Origin of the sequence: Actinoplanes cyaneus (assembly GCF_016862095.1) — a bacterium.
Lineage (GTDB): Bacteria > Actinomycetota > Actinomycetes > Mycobacteriales > Micromonosporaceae > Actinoplanes > Actinoplanes cyaneus.
Map to the genome: position 1 here is coordinate 76,833 of NZ_BOMH01000018.1, position 19,035 is coordinate 95,867.

Here is a 19,035-nt window from a genome sequence, read left to right on the forward strand (position 1 = left end):
GGCGCAAGTATCGGCTCCGGGGTGGAGCATCGCAGGTCACAGCTATGACCACCGGTCGCCGAGGTGGCGCAGCGGGTGGACTGTTCCACTTTTCCTATGAGGTTAATAGGTTAATGGCCGTGAAGGCCGTGGAGGAGATGACACCGCAGCTGACCGAGGCGCGCCGGCGCCGCGCCGACCGGGCCCGCCAGGTCGCCGACGTGCTGCGCCATCAGGTGCTGGCCGGGGCGTTCGGGTCCGGGGCGCTGCCCGGCGAGTCGCTGCTCTGCCGTGACTACGCCGCCACCCGCAACACCGTCCGCGAGGCGCTCGGCCTGCTCGCCACCGAGGGCCTGGTGGAGCGCCTGCCCGGGGTCGGCACGCTGGTCGTCTCCGCGAAGTACGCGCACGGCCTGAACCGGCTGGCCGGGCTCGCCGAGACGCTCTGCGAGCACGGCGAGATCACCAACGAGGTACGCACCCTCACGGTCGTCCGGCCTCCCGCCGTCGTGACCGGACGGCTGGGCGTGCCGGACGGCGAGCAGGTCGTCTACCTGGAGCGGGTGCGCAGCCTGGACGGGGTCCCGGTCTCGCTCGACCTGACGTACCTCCCGCAGGACATCGGCGTCCCGCTGCTCGGTGAGGATCTCGCGCACCGCGACGTGTTCGTGCTGATCGAGGAGCTGACCGGGCAGAGCCTGGGTCACGCGGACGTGAGCGTCGAGGCGGTGAACGCGGACCCGCACAGTGCGGCCCTGCTGGCGGTCGCGGACCGGTCGGCGCTGCTCATGGTGGAGCGCGTGACGCATCTGGCCGACGGGCGCCCGGTCGACCTGGAGTGGATCCGGTTCCGCGGTGACCGGCTCACGCTCCGGACCCAGCTGTCCCGCCGGGCGGCTCCGGCTCCGGTGCACCGCGCCGGCTGACGCACCGGATCACACGATCGACCATCAGAAGACGCTTTCCGCCGTACGCCGGATAAATGCCCCTTTAAGGAGAAGAAATGGCGCTGGTGAATCAGCGGGTGGACGTCCCCGTCACCATCGACGAGAGCCTCTGCATCGACGAGTGCACCCTGTGCGTCGACATGTGCCCGCTGGACTCCCTCGCGATCGATCCGGAGTCCAGCAAGGCCTACATGCACGTGGACGAGTGCTGGTACTGCGGCCCGTGCGCGGCCCGCTGCCCCACCGGCGCGGTCACCGTGAACATGCCGGTGCTCCTCCGATGAGGGCCCGGCTGGCGTCGCTGCTGGCGCTGACGACCGCGCTGGCCGGCTGCACGGTCGCCGGGAACGCCGCCGAGGACGGCACCGAGAGGGTCGTCGTCGGATACCAGTCCAAGACGATCAACACGGTCACCGCCGGCACCCTGCTGCGCGCCCAGGGCTTCCTGGAGAAACGGCTCGGCAAGAAGTACTCGGTGGTCTGGCAGGACTACGACACCGGCGCGCCGATCACCGCCCAGATGATGGCCGGCAAGATCGACATCGGTTCGATGGGCGACTATCCCCTGCTGATCAACGGCGCCCGCGGCCAGCAGTCCGAGCAGACCCGCACGAAGATGATCGCGGTCACCGGCTACAACCTGCGCGGCGCCCTGAACACCGTGGTCGTCGCCCCGGACTCGCCGATCCGGCAGCTCGCCGACCTGCGCGGCAAGGTCGTCTCGACCAGTGTCGGCTCGGCCGCACACGGCCTGCTCGTGCAGGCGCTGCGCAAGGCCGGCGTCGACCCGGAGAAGGACGTCAAGGTCGAGAACCAGCAGCCGCCGATCGGCGCGTCGGCCCTGCAGTCCGGCAACGTCGCCGCGCTGTCGCAGTTCGTCGCGTGGCCGGGCCTGCTGGTCCAGCGCGGCGACGCGCGGGTGCTCTACGACGGCGGTGAGCTGAACGTCGCGACGCTGCACGGGACCGTGGTCCGCCAGCAGTACGCCACCGCCCACCCCGACGTGGTGACGGCGTTCCTGCAGGCACAGCAGGACGCGACCGAGTTCCTCTGGAAGCAGCCGCTGAGGGCCGCGGAGATCGTCGCCGAGCAGACCGGGCTGCCCGCCGAGGTGGTCTATCTCTACAACGGCGCGAACGGCATCGCCACGTTCGCGATGCCGCTGACGGCCGAGCTGAGGCAGGCCATGCAGAACGACGTGCCGTTCCTGAAGTCGATCGGCGTGCTGCAGGGCATCGACCTGAACGCGTTCCTCGACGACTCCTACCTGTCCGGCGTGCCGGGCAGTGACGCCGCGAACGGCGCGGTCCTGACCGGCACCGATCCGGTCTGCGGCAAGCCGGTGCAGAAGGACGCGGGCGAGTTGTGGTTCACCGGCGAGGAGACCACCCAACCGGCAGCCGACCCGTCGTGCCTGCTCAGAGCCGTGAAGGCGGCGAAGCGGGCCGGCCGGCAGGTGCGCGCGGCGTACGTCCCGGACACGACCACCGGCACCCGCTGGTTCGCCGACCGCAGCGTCTGGGTCCACGACGGTGACCGTTTCTTGCCCTTCATCACACAGGGCGCCGCCCAGCGGTACGGCAAGGGCTCGATCATCACGTACGAGCAGGCGGTGGCCGCCGCATGACGACGCTGACCGCCATCCGCACCGCATCGGTCGAGGCCCCGGTCCGCCGCCGGCCGCGCTGGCTGATCCGGGCCGGGTCCCTGCTCGCCGCGTTGCTGCTCTGGCAGTGGCTCACCGCCGGTGACGTCACGCTCTGGCTGCGCTTCGACCGGCTCCCCACGCCGATCGAGGTCGCGGACCAGTTCGGCCGGCTGCTGCGCGACCCCGTCTACTACGTCGACATCGCGCAGAGCCTGGTCCGCATCCTGACCGGTTTCGCCCTGGCCGCCGCGCTGGGCATCGCGGCCGGGGTCGCGGTCGCGCGGTCGTGGCTGCTCGCCGACGTGCTGCAGCCGCTGTTCGAGGTGCTCCGGCCGATTCCGGCGATCGCCCTGGTCCCGGTCGCGATCCTGGTCTTCCCGCAGAACGAGCAGGGCATCGTCTTCATCACCTGCGCCGCCGCGTTCTTCCCGATCCTGGTCAGCACCCGGCACGCGGTCCGCGCGCTGCCGGAGGTCTGGGAGGACGCGGTCCGCACGATGGGCGGCGGGCGCCTGCGGGTCCTGTTCAGCGTCGTGCTGCCCGGCGCGCTGCCCGGGATCTGCGGCGGGCTGTCGGTCGGGATGGGCGTCTCGTGGATCTGCGTGATCTCCGCCGAGATGATCTCCGGCGACTTCGGTGTCGGGTACCGCACGTGGCACGCGTACACGATCGTCGACTACCCCGCGGTCATCGTCGGCATGATCACGATCGGCGTCCTGGGCTGGGCGACGGCCGGCGCTGTCGAACTGGCCGGCCGCCGCGCCACCCGCTGGCTGCCGTCGCGCGCGGGGGTGGTGAAGTGAGTGGCCTGGCGCTGCGCGCCGAGCGGGTCAGCCTCGGTCACGGCGCCGGGCCCGTGGTGCGCGAGCTCGACTTCGACGTACGCCCGGGAGAGGTCCTCGCCGTCCTCGGCGCCTCCGGGTGCGGCAAGTCCACCCTGCTCCGCAGCCTCGCCGGTCTCCTGCCCGTGGTCGCCGGCCGGCTGCTCGCCGACGGTGAACCGGTCACCGGCCCGTCCCCCGAGCGCGCGCTGATGTTCCAGGACGACGCCCTGCTGCCGTGGCGGACGGTCCGGCGCAACGTGGAGCTGCCGCTCGCCATCCGCGGCCTCGACCGGGCCGCGCGCCGGGACCGGGCCGGGCTCTGGCTCGACCGGGTCGGCCTGGCCCACCACGCCGACCGGCTGCCCGCCCAGCTCTCCGGCGGCATGCGGCAGCGCGTCCAGCTCGCCCGCACCCTCGCCGGTGAGCCGCGCGCCGTGCTGATGGACGAGCCGTTCGGCGCTCTGGACGCGCAGACCCGGGGCGCGATGCAGCGGCTGCTCGCCGACGTGCTGAGCAGCACCGCGGCCACCGTCGTGTTCGTGACCCACGACGTGGACGAGGCGCTGTTCGTCGCGGACCGGGTCGCCGTCCTGGAGCCGGGCGGGGTGCGCACGCTGGTCGACGTTCCCGAGCCACGGGACCCGGCGACGCGCGGCACCCCGCTGGTCCGGGCGGCCCGGATGGAGCTTCTCGGAGCGCTGGGCGCGACCGACCCGTACGTAAGGAGCCTGTCTTCATGATCTTCGAAGAACCCTCGGAGGCCGCGCGCGAGCTGGAGTGCGACGTCCTCGTGATCGGCGGCGGCACCGCCGGGACGATGGCCGCGCTCTCCGCCGCCGAGCACGGGGCGCGCGTCCTGCTGCTGGAGAAGGCGCACGTGCGGCACTCGGGCGCGCTGGCGATGGGCATGGACGGCGTGAACAACGCGGTCATCCCGGGCAAGGCGACGCCGGAGGACTACGTCCGCGAGATCACCCGGGCCAACGACGGCATCGTCGACCAGCGCACGGTCCACCAGACCGCCACGCGCGGGCACGCCATGGTGCAGCGCCTGGAACGGTACGGCGTCAAGTTCGAGAAGGACGAGTACGGCGAGTACGCGGTCCGCCAGGTGCACCGCTCGGGCCGCTACGTGCTCCCCATGCCGGAGGGGCGCGACGTCAAGAAGGTCCTCTACCGGCAGTTACGCCGCCGCGAGATGCGCGAGAAGATCCAGATCGAGAACCGGGTCATGCCGGTACGCGTCCTGACCCGCGACGGGCGCGCGGTCGGCGCCGCCGGTTTCGACACCCGCAGCGGCGAGTTCGTCACCGTCGCGGCGGGCGCGGTGATCCTGGCGACCGGGGCGTGCGGACGGCTCGGGCTGCCGGCCAGCGGTTACCTCTACGGCACGTACGAGAATCCGACGAACGCCGGGGACGGGTACGCGATGGCGTACCACGCCGGCGCGGAGCTCTCCGGCATCGAGTGCTTCCAGATCAACCCGCTGATCAAGGACTACAACGGGCCGGCCTGTGCGTACGTCGCCAACCCGTTCGGCGGTTACCAGGTCAACAACCGGGGCGAGCGGTTCGTCGACTGCGACTACTGGTCGGGGCAGATGATGGCCGAGGTGGCGCGCGAGCTGGACTCCGACCGCGGGCCGATCTACCTCAAGCTCAGCCACCTGCCGGACGAGACGATCAGCGCGATCGAGGGGATCCTGCACACGACCGAGCGGCCGTCGCGCGGAACGTTCCACGCCGGGCGCGGGCACGACTACCGCACCCATGACGTGGAGATGCACATCTCCGAGATCGGGTTGTGCGGCGGCCATTCGGCGTCCGGGGTGTGGGTGGACGAGAACGGCCGGACGACGGTTCCCGGGTTGTACGCGGCCGGGGATCTGGCGTGCGTGCCGCACAACTACATGATCGGCGCGTTCGTCTTCGGCGACCTGGCCGGGACGCACGCCGCGGGTCTTGCCGGTGACGTCCGGGCGCCGCTGCCGCCCGATCAGGTCGAGGCCGCCCGGGACCTCGTCTACCGGCCGCTGCGCACCCCGGAGGGGCCGCCACAGCAGCAGGTGGAGTACAAGCTGCGGCGCTTCGTCAACGACTACGTCGCCCCGCCGAAGTCCGCGGCCAAGCTGGAGATCGCGGTCGAGACGTTCCAGCGCATGAGCGGCGAGATCGGCGGGATGGGCGCGCGGACCCCGCACGAGCTGATGCGCTGCGCCGAGGTGAGCTTCATCCGCGACTGCGCGGAGATGGCGGCGCGTGCCTCGCTGGTGCGCACCGAGAGCCGCTGGGGGCTGTACCACGAGCGGGCCGACCACCCCGAGCGCAACGACGAGGAGTGGCTCTACCACCTCAACCTGCGGCGCGGCCCGGACGGCGAGATGGAGTTCCTCAAACGTCCCGTCGCTGAGTACCTGTTCCCGGTCGACGACTTCCGGCCCCCCGGCGGCCTCGAGGCGGTGCCGGTGCCCGAGATCCGGCGGTTCGGCGTCACCGCGCAGACCCCCGATGCGGTACGTACGACGGAAAGCTCCGCCGCGCCGGCCGCGAACCGGATCGTCGCGGTTCTCGCGCTCGCCGAAGCGCCGTCCCCGCTCGCCGCGTTCGCGCCGTTCCTGGACGACCCCGACGCGGGTGTCCGGCGCACCGCCGTGACCACGCTGACCGAGGTGGCCCCGGCGGGCGTGGCGGACGCGCTGGTGAGTGCCCTGGCTGATCCGGATCGGTCAGTGCGCTCGGCGGCCGGGGCCGGACTGCGAGAACTGGCCGACGTGCTGGCCGGGTCGCCGGAGCTGGCGCGGCGACTCCGGGCGGCCTACGGCAGCGGCGACCCGGCTGTCCGGGACGTCGTGGTGGAGCTGCTCCGGGTGATCGACCTGGGAACCGCGGCCGATTTCCGCGCCGCCGCGGAGGACGTCGACGTGACGGTCCGCCTGCAGGCGGTCCGCGGCCTGGTCCGCCGCGACGACGTGCCGGGGCTGGCCGCCGCCGCCCTCGACCCGGCCCGCGAGGTCCGGGTCGCCGCGGCCCACGGCCTCGGCACCACCGCCACCCCGCACGACACCGCCGCCGTTTCACCCGACACCGCCGGCCGCGCGCGGGATCAACGGGCCGCCGCGTTGGAACGGCTCGCCGGTGACGGCGACGCTCTCGTGCGGGCGGCGGCGCTGACCGCGGCCGCCTCGATCGGGTGCCCCGGCTCGCTGACGTCGGTGGCGATCGCCCAGCTCGGCGACCCAGCGTGGCAGGTCCGCGAGGGAGCGGCGAAAGCCTTGGGAGCGGCCCGGCCGGAGCTGGCGGTCCCGGTCCTGCTCACCGCCGCCAAGGACGCGAACCTGGACGTGCGCCGGGCGGCAGTCCGATCGCTGTCGGCCTGGCCGGATCGCGACGACGTCCGGGCCGCCCTGCTCGAAGCGGGCGCCGACGTGGACGCCGACGTCCGGGCGTGGGCCCGGCGGGCCCTGGTGTAGCGGGACGGCCGGCTCCCGCGGTGCGACCGGGCTTGCCCGGCCACCGTGCGAGCCGGCTGGGACCAGTCGTTTCCGGTGCGGGTCATCGCCGCCGGAGTCAGCGCCACGTGCCGCACGCCGACGCCTGGATCACCTGCTTCACGCCGGCGCCTGGATCACCGCGTGCTTCACGCCGACGCTTCGATCACCGCGTCCCCGAGCGGAGTCCGGGAGTAGAGAACCGAGCGCCCCGACCGGGCCCGCGTCACCAGCCCGGCCCGGAGCAGCACCGCGAGATGGTCACCGACCGCCCCCGTGGCCAGTTCGAGCACCGCCGCCAGGTGGGTCGTGCTGGCCGGCTCGGCGAGAGCCGTCAGCAACTGCGCCCGGCTGCGCCCCAGCAACGCCGCCAGCGCGGACGGCACCGGCTCCGCGGCGGACTCGAACAGCGCGCCCGCGCCACGAGCGGGGTAGATGATCGCTTTCGGCCACGGATCGTCAGCGAAGACGGCCGTCCCGGGTCGTACCAGCACCGATGGGACGAGCAGCAGCCCCGCACCGCCCAGCGCGCCGACCGGTCCGCCGTGCGCGGCGAGCTCGATCCCGCCGTCGCGCCAGCGCACCTGCGGGCCGAGGCCGGCCAGCGCCGCCGCCCACCCCGCCCGGCCGAGCTCCGCGGCGCGGTGCACGACGTCGCGCTCGCACACCGCCCGCAGCTGCGGCCACTCCCCCGCGAGCACCTCCGACCAGGCCAGCTCCAGGAAGCCGGCGAGCCGGTCGAGCACGTCGTCGGCGTGCAGGATCGCCGCGACCGCCGCCGGGACGTGCCGCCCGGCCAGGTAGAAGTCGATCTCCTCGCGGGCCGCCGCGAGCGGCCAGGACCGTACCGCCGCGAGGTCCTGCTCGATCGTCTGGGTCATCCCGCGTGGTGGCGGCGTGTAGAAGTTCGCCCCCTGCCGGGCGTTCTTGAGCATCTGGACCGCGGCCAGGCACGGGTCGTGGCGCAGCCGATCGAAACCGGACCGGAATCGCGCGAGCCAGGACGACGGCAACCGTGGCGCGGGGATGCTCAGCGCCCGCAGGAGGTTGTGCAGCTCGAAGATCGGCGACACCGCGAACCGCGTCCGCAGCAGGTCCTCCGCGCCCACCTCGAACCGCATCACGCCCCCGACGTTACGCCCCCTGGCGAATCAGTCGCGTCGCGCCGGCCGCCGCCGACATGGTGGACCGGTGACTGTCATCGACCGGGGCGCGACCTACCGCGAGGTCTTCGCCGAGCCGAGATTCCGGGTGCTGTTCTTCGCCCGCACCGCCGCCATCGCCGCCGAGTCGCTACGGATCTTCGCCCTGTCCGTGCTCGTCTTCGACCGGACCGGGTCGGCGCTGCTCAGCGCGCTGGCGTTCGCCGCGGGCTTCCTGCCGCAACTGGTCGGCGGGCTGCTGCTGGGCGCGCTGACCGACCGGATCCGGCCACGGCCGCTGATCGTCGGCGGCTACCTCGCCGGCGGGGCGGCCGCGCTGCTCGTCGCCGTCGTCGACCTGCCGGTCGCCGCGCAGCTCACGATCATCGCGGTGGTCGCCTGCGGCACGCCGATCTTCTCGGGCGCGGCCGGACGGCTGGTGTCCGAGGTGCTCAGCGGCGACGCGTACGTCCTGGGCCGCTCCGTCCTCAACATTGCCTCCTCCGGCGCCCAGCTGATCGGCCTGGCCGCCGGTGGCGTGGCGGTCGCCGCGCTCGGGGCCGGACCGGCGCTGCTGATCGCGGCGGGAGGTCACGTGCTGGCGGCGGTGATCGTACGGCTGGGCCTTCCCGATCTCGAAGGGGTGCCCGGCGAGAAGGGCTCCGCCGTGCGGGCCAGCGTGACCGGTGCCGGTGAGCTGCTCGGCGACCCGGTGATCCGCCGGTTGTTGCTGGTCCACTGGCTGCCATCGGCGTGCGTGGCGGGCGCCGAGGCGCTGCTCGTCGCCTACGCCACCGCGCGCGGCTTCCCGTCCGGGTCGGCGGGCGTGCTGATGGCCGCGCTGCCGGTCGGCATGCTGCTCGGCGACCTGATCGTCGGCCGCTGGGTCCGTCCCGCGGCGCGCGAACGTCTCTCCCGCCCCCTGGTCCTGCTCGCCGGTGGCCCGCTGATCCTGCTGGTCACCGGCATCCCGGTCGGGGTGACCCTCGCCGTGCTGGTCCTGTCGGGCGCGGGCGCCGCCTACCAACTCGGGCTGCAGCGCCCCCTGCTGGACGCCACGCCGGAGTCGCGCCGCGGCCAGCTGTTCGCCCTGCTTTCCACCGGCCTGATGACCCTGCAGGGCCTGTCCCCGGTCGGCCTGGGCGCGATCGCGCAGCTCAGCACCCCGGGCACGGCCGTCGCCCTGGCCGGCGCCGCCACCCTCCTCTGTGTCCTGCTCGTCCCGCGGGCGAGGTCGGAAAGGCCGGTCAGCGGGGCAGCACCTCCATCGCCACCTCGTCGTGGGTGACCGTCGGCTCCCACCGGCTCAGCACCCGCCGCGCCGGCTCCTCGACGACCGCCACGGACCAGTCGTCGCCGGCGAACGCCCGCACGTCGTCCATCCGGGCGAAGAACACGATCGACGTGAACGCCACCTCGTCCCCCTCGGCCCGGCGCAGCAACCGGGCGCCACGGAACCCGGGCAGCCTCGCCAGCCGCGGCGCCACCCCGGTCTCGTAGTGCCGCTGGTACTCGTCGGCGACAGCCTTCGGCGCCCACCCCCGCCAGGTCCGCGCCACCATGCCGGAGGGCTCCGGCAACGAGCGATCCGCATCGGGCGGCGCGTCGATCCACAACTGCCACCCCGCGGGCGGCGGGCCCCAGGCCGGATCGGGCGTCCACCCCGGGGCCGGCGACCAGCCCAGTGGCGGCGCGGGCCAGTTCGGTGGCGGGTTGAGCCGGGGACCGGCCGGGCGGGGTGACGGTTGCGGTGATCTCGCGGCCGGCACGGCAAGGGACTGAGGCAGACCCGATTCGCGTACGTCGTGAGCCCGCCCGTCCGCGGCCACCGCCCCCGCGATCACCGGCGCGACCGGGGGCGGGACGTCCAGCGCCGGTGGGACGAAGGGCGCGGTGGTCTGTCCGGCGGGCACCCGCAGCACCGCCGTCTCCGCCGCCGACGGCCCCGCCGGCCGGTCCGCCGCACTCGAGTTCCGCACCGCGTGGCGCGCCGCCTCGGGCGGGTCGCTCAGCCAGCTTTCCGGCAGTTCGTGCGCTCTGGCCGCGTACACGATGACCTCGGTCTTGATGCTGTTGCCCTTGACGATCGCGCGGGCGCAGGCCACCAGACCGCGCTCCGCGAGATGCCGCACGGCGGCCAGCACCTCGCCGCTCATGCGCGGGCTGAGCTGCCCGATCCGGACACCGTCGATCCGCACCTCCACGACGGCCCGCGCGCTGCGGGCCGGCTGCTCGGTGATCTCGTGCAGGGTCGCGTGCACCCAGCATTCGCCCTCGGGACGCAGCCAGGCCGCGAGCGCGTCGAGATGGTGGTGCTCACCGGTCACCTGGATCGCCCCGCCCGGCGGCAGCAGCCGATGCTCCTGCGGGGGCGGCTGGTTCGCCGGGATGATCAGGTGCGGTTCGGCGAGGTCGAGGCGCACCGAACCGGTGAACTCGCCGGGACCCGCCTCCGAACCCCAGACCCGTGCGCCGACCTGCGGCGTCCACCCGTGCGCGACCAGCGCCGACAGCGCCGGCGCATACCGTTTCGCCGCCTCCCGCGGCAGGTGACCGACCTGCGCGGAGCCCACCCAGACGCCGACCGCGTCCCGGTCGTGCCGGTTCTGCGGCTCGGGCAGCAGCTGCGCGGCGACAGTGAGCTCGGTGCCGTCCGGCGGGATGCGCGCGCCGAACAGCGCCCGGATCGCGGCCCGGTAGTGCGACTCACCGGCGACTTCCGCGGCGGCCCAGCCGCGCTGGCCCCACAGATCGAACGGAACCGTCATGCGAGCCACCGTACGATCACTCGTTGATCATCCATACCGACCGATCGGCTGCCTTGCCCCGGGGTCACGCTTCGATCGACGAGAATCACTCTCAAGGGTGACCACGCCGCGCCTCCCGATGTTGCCGGCCGCTTCTCGACCGCCCGCCACCGAGACTGGGCGGCTACCGAGACGCCTGGGAGAATGTACTGGCAAAGGCATTGCCGAGGAGTTGAAGTGACGGACAAGAAGACGTACGCCGAGACGTTCGACCGCAACGCGGTCACCTGGCGCACGGGCACCCGCACCAACGGCGGCGGCAACTGCGTCGAGGTCACCGATCGGGTCGCGACACGGCTGGCGGCCGATCCGTCGAAGACGATTCGCCTGGCTGTTGCCGGTCGTTCGGACCTACCGGGAACGGTACTGATCACTCTCGCCTCCGACGACGACAGGAACGTCCGTGAAGCGGTGGCAACCAATCCGAGAGCACCGCGAGAAACTCTGCTCCGACTCGTCAGCGATCCTCACCGGCACGTTCGCTGGGCGGTGGCTCACAATCCCGCATGCGACGAACACGTGCAACGCGCCATCTGCGCATCGCCGGACGAGGACCTCCGGTACCAGCTCATCTATCGCAAAGATCTCGCTCCGGACGTAGCAGCCGCGCTCGCCTCGGACAGTTCCGTGAACGTCCGCGGGGAATTTGCCATGGAAACCATCGATCCTGCGGCCCTGGCCACCTTGAGCACCGACTCCGTCGCCAAGGTCCGAGCCGGCGCAGCAATGAACACCCGCACGACAGCCGAGCAGCGCCGGGTCCTCGCCGGGGACCCGTCAGCCCTGGTCCGGTCCGCGCTCGTGCGCACCGTCACTCTGGAAGAGGAAGACCTCCAGCGGCTCGTCCGGGATCGATCGGTAGAGGTCCGATGGTGGATGGCTGCCGCGCTCCTCACTCCACCACACATTCGCGACGTCCTGAGAGAGGACCCCGACCCATCGGTCCGCCAGCAGGCAGAGGATCCGTCCTACTGAACCCTCCCCCGGACGCAACGACAACGCGATGCACGACTCAGTCCCCGGCAAAAACCCGGCCCTCGACACCCTCAACTGCCGAATTGAGTGCGCCTCCGAAACGGTCGCGCTGGTCAGGCGTCGCGGCGCATTGAGGTCAGCGCCCACAGTTCAGTGATCCGGCCGTCGCGGACGCGGTACATTTCCAGCATCGTCGGCGTCTGGTCCGGTATTCCGTGCACGCTCAACCGCGTCGCGACACCGTCGCCATCGACGATGATGTCCTCGACTTCGACGCGGGCTTCGGGAAACGCGTCATGGAGCCGCTCCCAGGACTCGACGATGCTTCGCGGCCCCGTCGTTTTCAGTGGATGACTGTAGAAATCGTCGGTGAAGATCTCCAGCGCCGCTGCATGGTCGTGATTGTTGAAAGCCGTGTACATGCGCAGCGCCGCCGCACGTGCTTCGCCTGTCATGTGTCCGCGTCTCCCCGATTGAGGTTGTCACGCAGTCGCTGTAGCGCCTGCAGCACTCTGTCCTGGTCTTGCTTGTCAACGCCATCGAGCAACCGCTCTTGGTAGTCCTGATGCCGCTCCCGTAACTCGATGGCGAACCGCGTGCCGGCCGGAGTGAGTGACGCCAGCGTGTAGCGGTTGTCGGCCGGGTCGACACGACGTTGGACCAGCCCGTCACGTTCGAGTTCCTTCACCAACCGCGTAATGCTCGCCCCGTCGATGCCGAGGGTTTGGCGCAGTTCGCTGTGACTGGTCTCGCCATTGCGGTGCAAGCGGACAAGAATCTGAACCCTTTGAACGCTCATCCCGATCGAGCGCGCGAACCCCTGCCTGAGCTGCGCGGCAGCTTCGCCGAACAAACGGAAGAACGTATCCTCCGTCGTCTCACCTTCCATGATCTATTTGTATACACAACTCTTGATAAAGTCAAGAGTTCGTCGTAGCGTGTCAGACATGCGAGCAACTGGAACGTTCGAGGTAGTCGACTTCAGTGCGGCTCCCGTGCCGCCTTCCGAAGTCAAGACCGGCCTGCCGGTCGGTTTCGCCACCATGCGTAAGACGTTCACCGGCGAGATCGAGGGCCGATCCGAAACGCTCTTCACGGCTGCGTTCGACCCCGCCAGTAGCACCGGCACGTACGTCGCGATGGAGTCGTTCGAGGGCCACGTCGCCGGCCACCCGGGCACCTTCAACTTCGCGCACTCCGCCACCACTACGGGGCGGGATCGGCAGGCGGAGTTTCTGGTCATCGTCCAGGGAAGCGGCACTGGAGACCTGACCGGCATCCGCGGCACCGGAGGATTGGCCGTCGATGAAGACGGCATCCACCACATCCGGTTCGACTACGAACTGTCCTGACTCCCCTGCATCGCCGGCCATCAGATGGTCGACCCACGCGCGACGACGGGAGTAATAGCCATCAGCGCGGCAAATTGATCCACACCCGCTCTTGATCAACCATCGCGTCCGCCGAGCCTCAGCAAGGCGGTCGCGCTAACGATCGCCAGGATCCATATGAATGTCCGGCCTCATTCGCGATGAGGACCATCCGGCGGCCGGTCTTGCCGGACCACGCGCACTCATCTGCCGCGAAGCGAGCGCTGCCGGCCGAGATCCACTGCGGCTTGGACAAAAAGAATACGGCCCTGACCAGTATAAACCCTGGTCAGGGCCGTTCTCTGAGCCGCCTGACGGAATCGGACCGTCGACCTACGCTGTCCGGCTCGGGCGATGCCGAGCCGGACGGCGGCGTGATCGCTCAGGTCAGGCCGCGGGGAACGGCGGCAGGTCCTGGCCGCAGCGGGTGCCCGACGGCGGTAGCTGACCGGCGAGCAGGTACCGGGTGTACCAGCCCTGCACGCACGCGCTGTAGCTGCTGGTGTGCCCGAACCCGTCGAGCGTCAGCAGCCTGGCGTTGCCCAGTTCCCGGCTCATCCGCACGCCGAAGTCGTACCGGGTGGCCGGGTCGTAGGTGGGGTTGACGACCAGGACCGTCTTGGCGGTCCGCTTGTTCCACGGCCCGGCGTAGCGTTCCCTGACGACGGGCCAGTTCGCGCAGCCCACCTCCCCGAACGCCTCGGACCGTCCGAAGGTCCGGTGCGCCTTCTCGAAGATCGTGGCGAACCCGGGGTAGAGCGCGGGGTTGCGCGGCAGCGGCGCGTCGGCGCAGTTCACCGCGTAGAAGGCGTCGTTGGACGTGTACCCGTAGGCGTCTGTCGATCCGCCGCGCGCCGGCGGCGCCGAGGGCATCGGCGGGGCAGGGGTGGCGCGCAGGGTGGACGGCCCGCCGAACACCTCGCCGTACAGGATCTGCAGGACCTGCGCGGTGTCCGGGAAGCTGGCCACGTCGTACATGCTGCTCGACACGAAGCCGGTCAGGTCGTCGATGGTCACCTCCCCGTACGTCGGTGACGTGACCGGTCCCTGCCGGAAGCGTTCCCGCAGCCGGGCGAACTTGGCCTTGCTGTCCCCGGCCAGCGCGCAGTTCGTCCCGGCCTTGTCACACTCGCGGAAGAAGCCGGCCAGGGCGATCTCGAAGCCGCCGGCCCGCTCGAACTTGTTGGCGAGCCGGTGGTTGGCCCGCTGGTCCGGGTCGACGTTGCCGTCAATGATGATCGCCCGCACCTTGCCCGGGAACAGGTTGGCGTAGGTGGCGCCGATCATCGTCCCGTACGAGTAGCCGATGTAGGTCAGTGCCTTGTCGCCGACCGCCTGGCGCAGCCGGTCGAGGTCCTTGGCCACGTTGAGTGTGCTCATGTGGGTCAGCAGCGGACCGGCGTTGCGCTTGCAGCCCTCGGTGTACTCCCAGTTCGCCGCGAGGGTCTCGGCGATCTCGGCCTTGGTGATCGGCACCGCTTTCATCCGGGCCAGCAGCGCCTCGGCCTCCTCGTCGGTGGCGAAGCACTGGATCGGGTCGCTGGCGCCGATGCCCCGCGGGTCGAAGCCGACGAAGTCGAACCGGGCCAGCACCTCCGGCTGCACGATCCCGGCGGCGGCGCGGACCAGGCCACGGCCGGCGCCACCGGGGCCGCCGGGGTTGACGAAGATGGTGCCGAGCTTGTGCGCCTGATCGGCGGCGGGCCGCCGCGCCAGCGCGATGGTGGTGGTCGGCCCACCGGGACGGTCGTGATCGAGCGGCACCTCGTAGGTGCCGCAGTCGAAGCCGGTCAGCTCCGGCTCGGTGCACGCCGACCAGCCGACCGCGGGCACCCGGGCCGCCTGCGCCGCGCCGGGAACGGCGAGCGACGCGACGACCAGGGCGAGGACCGTGCCGGCCCGGGCGGCAATCGAAGGACGTACGGCCATGTTCTCGCCTTTCGTTGGGAAGCAGGACCAGGCGTCACCCTGCCACACATCGACAAGTCTCGTTACCCCTCGCGCGCGGGGGCGGGCCGGAAAACAGCAATGACACGATCCGGTAGCGATTCGCGATGTCGATCATCATGAATGGCTAAGGTCATACCAGCGGTGACCAGCCGTCATCGCGTTTCTCCGTACTCATAGGACGGTGAGAACACGATGCGTGCCCCAGGAAGGCAGGCGTACTGGCGCCGGGCGGTCATCGCCGCAGGTGTCACCACGGCGATGGCGATCGGCGCAGCCGGCTGCGCGAAGAGCGACCGTGACAGCGGTGACAAGGGCGCCGGCGGCGGCACCTTCGTCTTCGCGGGCGCCGGCGACCCGAAGAACTTCGACCCGATCTTCAACGACGACGGGGAGTCGTTCCGGCCGATCCGGCAGATGTACGACACGCTCGTCGCCCACAAGCCCGGCACCGCCGAGCTGACCGGTGGTCTGGCGGAGAGCTGGTCCAACGACCCGACCGGCAAGATCTGGACGTTCAAGCTGCGCCAGGGTGTCAAGTTCCACGACGGCACCGCGCTGGACGCGGCCGCGGTCTGTGCGAACTTCGACCGCTGGTCCACCATGAAGGGCGACGCCGCCCAGTCCCAGATGATCTACTACGCCGACGTCTTCGGCGGGTTCGCCGGCAGCCCGGACGCCGTCTACGACAACTGCAAGGCGCAGGACGCCGGGACCGCTGTCGTGACGATGAAGAAGTACAAGGGCGCGTTCCCGGGCGCGTTCGCGCTCACCGCGTTCTCCATCGCCAGCCCGGCCGCGATGAAGCAGTACGGCGCGGACACCGTGACGCAGAGCGGCGACTCCTTCTCGTACAGCGCGTTCGCCACCGAGCACCCGACCGGCACCGGCGCGTTCACGTTCGGCGGCTGGAACAAGGCGACCGGCGAGATCACCCTGAACCGGAACCCCGACTACTGGGGCGAGAAGGCCAAGGTCGACAAGATGATCATCAAGGTCATCAAGGACGAGAACACCCGCAAGCAGGAGCTGCGCGCCGGCACCGTGCAGGCGATCGACTTCCCCGCACCGGCGGACCGCAAGGCTCTCGCCGACGAGGGCTACACCGTCCTGCCCCGCCCCGCGTTCAACATCCTCTACCTGGGCATCAACCAGAAGAACCCCAAACTGAAGGATTTGCGCGTACGGCAGGCGATCGCCTACGCCCTGAACCGCCCCCAGCTGGTGCAGACCAAGGGCCCCGGCGGCTCGAAGGTGGCCGACCAGTTCCTGCCCGACACCGTGCTCGGCTACGCGCCCGACGTGCAGAAGTACGAGTACAACGTGGACAAGGCCAAGCAACTGCTGGCCGACGCCGGCGCGACCGGGCTCACGCTGAACTTCTACTACCCGACCGAGGTGACCCGGCCGTACATGCCGAATCCGCAGGAGATCTTCACCGTCCTCGCCAACGACCTGCAGGCGGCCGGCATCAAGGTCACCGGCGTGCCCCGGCCGTGGAACGGCGGCTTCAAGGACGACGTGCAGCAGTTCGGCAAGCAGGACCTGCACATCCTCGGCTGGACCGGTGACTACAACGACCCGGGCAACTTCGTCGGCACGTTCTTCGGCCGTCCCAAGGACGAGTTCGGCGACCAGGCGATGACCGACATGTTCTCCGCCATCGACAAGGCCGACGCGACGGTCGACCAGGCCGCCAAGAAGACCGCGTTCGAGCAGGTCAACCGGGATCTGGCCAGCAAGTGGCTGCCGGCCGTGCCGATCTGGCACGCGCCGCCGGCCCTGGTCACCACGAAGAACGTCCAGGGGCTGGTGCCGAGCCCGCTCACCGGCGAGCAGTTCAACACCGTCTCGATCAGCAAGTAGGCGCTCACCGCCGTCGCGGTCCGGACCCCCGGACCACGGCGGCGGCGATCCCGGGAAGGAGCCGTCTTTCTCCATGGTGCGAGTCGTTCTACGCCGCCTGAGCCAGTTGGGCGTCACCCTGATCGCCCTGATGACCCTGATCTTCTTCTGGCTGCGGAGTCTCCCCGGCGGGCCCGTCGACGCGTTGCTGGGCGAACGCGCCACCCCGCAGACCCGTGAGACGCTGACCCGGGCGCTCGGCTACGACCAGCCGATCTGGGTGCAGTACGGCCGGTTCCTGCGCAACGTCGTGACCGGCGACTTCGGCAACTCCATCCGGACCGGCGAGCCGGTGGCCGACGTGATCAGCCGGGCCTTCCCGGCGACCGTCGAGCTGGCCCTCGCCGCGATCGTCATCGCGGTCGGGCTGGGCATCCCGCTGGGTTACCTCGCGGCCCGCCACCACGGCCGGCTGCTCGACAACGCGACCATCGTCGTCACCCTGGTCGGCATCTCGGTCCCGATCTTCTTCCTCGGTTACCTGCTCAAGGACTGGCTGACCCAGGGCACCCACCTGTTCCCGCCGTCCGGGCGGATCAGCACCGGCGTGGAGAACACCGGCGTGACCGGCTTCTTTGTGCTGGACGGGCTGCTCACCAGGGAATGGGACGCCTCCGCCGACGCCCTCTGGCACCTGATCCTGCCGGCCGTCACACTGGCGACGATCCCGCTGGCGATCATCGTCCGGATCACCCGGGCCGGCGTGCTCGACGTCCTCGACGAGGACTACGTCCGTACGGCGGATGCCAAGGGTCTGCGCAATGCCACCATCCGCAAGCGACACGTGCTGCGCAACGCGCTCCTGCCGGTCGTCACCACGATCGGCCTGCAGACCGGCACGCTGCTGGCCGGCGCGGTGCTGACCGAGAAGGTCTACAACTGGGGCGGGCTGGGCACGCTGATCACCGACTCGATCAGCGGCAGCCGCGACTATCCGGTGCTGCAGGCGCTGATCCTGCTGGCCGCCGTCGTCTTCATCGTGGTCAACCTGCTGGTCGACCTCTCCTACGCGGTCATCGACCCGAGGGTGCGTGTCCGGTGAACGGCCCCGGCGGCATGGCGACGCTCGCCGACCACAAGCGCCGCCGCATCGACGAGCTCACCGCGCGGACCGCCGAGGGCGGCGGGGTCAGCCTGCTGCGCGACGCCGGACGACGCCTGCTGCGCAACCCCGCCGCGATCGTGGGCGGGGCCATCATCCTGCTCTTCCTGATCATCGCGATCTTCGCGCCGCTGGTGGCCCCGCACGACCCGGTGCAACGGTTCCCGGAGCTGACCGGCGGGCTGACCGTCGACTCGATCCCGGGCGCCTCCGCGGGGCATCCGCTCGGCAGCGACCCGCTGGGCCGCGACTTCGCGTCCCGGATGATCTACGGCGCCCGGCAGACCCTGTTCGTCGGTGTCCTGGCCACCCTCATCGGCCTGCTGTGCGGGGTGCTGCTCGGCGCGATCGCGGGCGCCGCCGGCGGCTGGGTCGACATGCTGATCATGCGGATCACCGACGTCATGCTGGCGCTGCCCAGCCTGCTGCTGGCGATCACGCTGGTCGCGCTGGCCCGCCAGCCGACGCAGTGGACGGTGATCGTCGCGGTCGCGGTGGTGAACGTGCCGATCTTCGCCCGGCTCCTGCGCGGGTCGATGCTGGCCCAGCGGGAGAGTGATCATGTGCTCGCGGCCCGGGCGCTCGGCGTGCGGCAGCGGCACATCGTGACCCGGCACATGTTGCCGAACTCGCTGACAGCGGTCATCGTGCAGGCCACCCTGACCTTCGCGGTGGCGATCCTGGACGCGGCCGCGCTGTCGTTCCTGGGGCTCGGCGACCCGGACATCAACCGGGCCGAGTGGGGCCTGATGCTCGGCGTGGACGGCGTCCGTTACCTGGAGGTCCGACCGGAACTGGCCTACTTCCCGGCGATCGCGATCATCCTGGTCGCCCTCGGCTTCACCCTGCTCGGCGAGAGCATGCGCGAGGCCCTCGACCCGAAGAACCGGCGGTGACCTGTC

General features: G+C 71.0%; 17 protein-coding genes. 12 read left to right on the forward strand and 5 right to left on the reverse strand.

Annotated features, from left to right (window positions below; translation table 11 throughout):
- The first annotated feature begins 119 nt into the window (after window positions 1-119).
- From Acy02nite_RS12805 to Acy02nite_RS12830, 6 genes are all read left to right on the forward strand, one after another.
- A complete protein-coding gene (locus tag Acy02nite_RS12805; protein ID WP_239174679.1) occupies window positions 120-905 on the forward strand; it encodes a GntR family transcriptional regulator in 786 nt (261 codons plus the stop codon).
- Between the two features lie 77 nt (window positions 906-982).
- Window positions 983-1,210, forward strand: coding sequence for a 4Fe-4S dicluster domain-containing protein (locus tag Acy02nite_RS12810; protein WP_203740203.1), 228 nt, complete (start codon window positions 983-985; stop codon window positions 1,208-1,210).
- The gene (locus Acy02nite_RS12815) at window positions 1,207-2,553 is read left to right on the forward strand and encodes an ABC transporter substrate-binding protein (RefSeq protein WP_203740205.1); all 1,347 of its coding nucleotides are present in this window, start codon (window positions 1,207-1,209) and stop codon (window positions 2,551-2,553) included. The genes Acy02nite_RS12810 and Acy02nite_RS12815 overlap by 4 nt, the downstream gene beginning before the upstream one ends.
- Entirely contained in the window at window positions 2,550-3,377 is an 828-nt protein-coding gene (locus Acy02nite_RS12820) for an ABC transporter permease (RefSeq protein WP_203740207.1), read from the forward strand. Before Acy02nite_RS12815 ends, Acy02nite_RS12820 begins: the two co-directional genes overlap by 4 nt.
- Window positions 3,374-4,138: an ABC transporter ATP-binding protein gene (locus tag Acy02nite_RS12825; protein WP_239174681.1), complete on the forward strand. Its 765-nt coding sequence runs from the start codon at window positions 3,374-3,376 to the stop codon at window positions 4,136-4,138. Before Acy02nite_RS12820 ends, Acy02nite_RS12825 begins: the two co-directional genes overlap by 4 nt.
- Window positions 4,135-6,867 carry a fumarate reductase/succinate dehydrogenase flavoprotein subunit gene (locus Acy02nite_RS12830; protein ID WP_203740209.1) on the forward strand — a complete coding sequence of 911 codons (2,733 nt, stop codon included), beginning with the start codon at window positions 4,135-4,137 and terminating at the stop codon, window positions 6,865-6,867. Before Acy02nite_RS12825 ends, Acy02nite_RS12830 begins: the two co-directional genes overlap by 4 nt.
- Window positions 6,868-7,034: 167 nt before the next feature.
- Here Acy02nite_RS12830 and Acy02nite_RS12835 read toward each other — a convergent pair whose 3' ends face one another.
- Entirely contained in the window at window positions 7,035-8,006 is a 972-nt protein-coding gene (locus Acy02nite_RS12835) for an ArsR/SmtB family transcription factor (protein WP_239174732.1), read from the reverse strand.
- A 70-nt stretch (window positions 8,007-8,076) separates the two neighbouring features.
- Between Acy02nite_RS12835 and Acy02nite_RS12840 the strand changes: the two genes are divergently transcribed.
- Entirely contained in the window at window positions 8,077-9,315 is a 1,239-nt protein-coding gene (locus Acy02nite_RS12840; protein ID WP_239174683.1) for an MFS transporter, read from the forward strand.
- On the opposite strand, the gene Acy02nite_RS46470 is transcribed toward Acy02nite_RS12840, so the two are convergent.
- Complete coding sequence (locus tag Acy02nite_RS46470) at window positions 9,275-10,795, reverse strand: HIRAN domain-containing protein (protein WP_239174685.1); 1,521 nt, start codon at window positions 10,793-10,795, stop codon at window positions 9,275-9,277. The genes Acy02nite_RS12840 and Acy02nite_RS46470 overlap by 41 nt on opposite strands.
- A gap of 216 nt (window positions 10,796-11,011) precedes the next feature.
- Here Acy02nite_RS46470 and Acy02nite_RS12850 point away from each other — a divergent pair, with 216 nt between their 5' ends.
- A complete protein-coding gene (locus Acy02nite_RS12850; RefSeq protein ID WP_203740214.1) occupies window positions 11,012-11,809 on the forward strand; it encodes a hypothetical protein in 798 nt (265 codons plus the stop codon).
- A gap of 113 nt (window positions 11,810-11,922) precedes the next feature.
- Here the strand turns inward: Acy02nite_RS12850 and Acy02nite_RS12855 are convergent, their stop codons facing one another.
- Together Acy02nite_RS12855 and Acy02nite_RS12860 are read right to left on the reverse strand one after the other, a co-directional pair.
- On the reverse strand, window positions 11,923-12,264 hold the full coding sequence (locus tag Acy02nite_RS12855; protein ID WP_203740216.1) for an ester cyclase: 342 nt from the start codon (window positions 12,262-12,264) through the stop codon (window positions 11,923-11,925).
- Window positions 12,261-12,698 (reverse strand): MarR family winged helix-turn-helix transcriptional regulator, encoded by a 438-nt coding sequence (locus tag Acy02nite_RS12860; RefSeq protein WP_203740218.1) that lies wholly within the window; start codon window positions 12,696-12,698, stop codon window positions 12,261-12,263. The genes Acy02nite_RS12855 and Acy02nite_RS12860 overlap by 4 nt, the downstream gene beginning before the upstream one ends.
- Window positions 12,699-12,756: 58 nt before the next feature.
- Here Acy02nite_RS12860 and Acy02nite_RS12865 point away from each other — a divergent pair, with 58 nt between their 5' ends.
- On the forward strand, window positions 12,757-13,161 hold the full coding sequence (locus tag Acy02nite_RS12865; RefSeq protein ID WP_203740220.1) for a DUF3224 domain-containing protein: 405 nt from the start codon (window positions 12,757-12,759) through the stop codon (window positions 13,159-13,161).
- A 405-nt stretch (window positions 13,162-13,566) separates the two neighbouring features.
- On the opposite strand, the gene Acy02nite_RS12870 is transcribed toward Acy02nite_RS12865, so the two are convergent.
- Window positions 13,567-15,108 carry an alpha/beta hydrolase gene (locus Acy02nite_RS12870; protein WP_203740222.1) on the reverse strand — a complete coding sequence of 514 codons (1,542 nt, stop codon included), beginning with the start codon at window positions 15,106-15,108 and terminating at the stop codon, window positions 13,567-13,569.
- Between the two features lie 213 nt (window positions 15,109-15,321).
- Between Acy02nite_RS12870 and Acy02nite_RS12875 the strand changes: the two genes are divergently transcribed.
- The 3 genes from Acy02nite_RS12875 to Acy02nite_RS12885 all read left to right on the forward strand — a co-directional run bounded on the left by Acy02nite_RS12875 (window position 15,322) and on the right by Acy02nite_RS12885 (window position 19,029).
- A complete protein-coding gene (locus tag Acy02nite_RS12875; protein ID WP_307872278.1) occupies window positions 15,322-16,992 on the forward strand; it encodes an ABC transporter substrate-binding protein in 1,671 nt (556 codons plus the stop codon).
- Window positions 16,993-17,065: 73 nt separating this feature from the next.
- Window positions 17,066-18,073 (forward strand): ABC transporter permease, encoded by a 1,008-nt coding sequence (locus tag Acy02nite_RS12880; RefSeq protein ID WP_203740224.1) that lies wholly within the window; start codon window positions 17,066-17,068, stop codon window positions 18,071-18,073.
- Window positions 18,074-18,087: 14 nt separating this feature from the next.
- On the forward strand, window positions 18,088-19,029 hold the full coding sequence (locus Acy02nite_RS12885) for an ABC transporter permease (RefSeq protein ID WP_203740533.1): 942 nt from the start codon (window positions 18,088-18,090) through the stop codon (window positions 19,027-19,029).
- Window positions 19,030-19,035 lie beyond the last annotated feature (6 nt).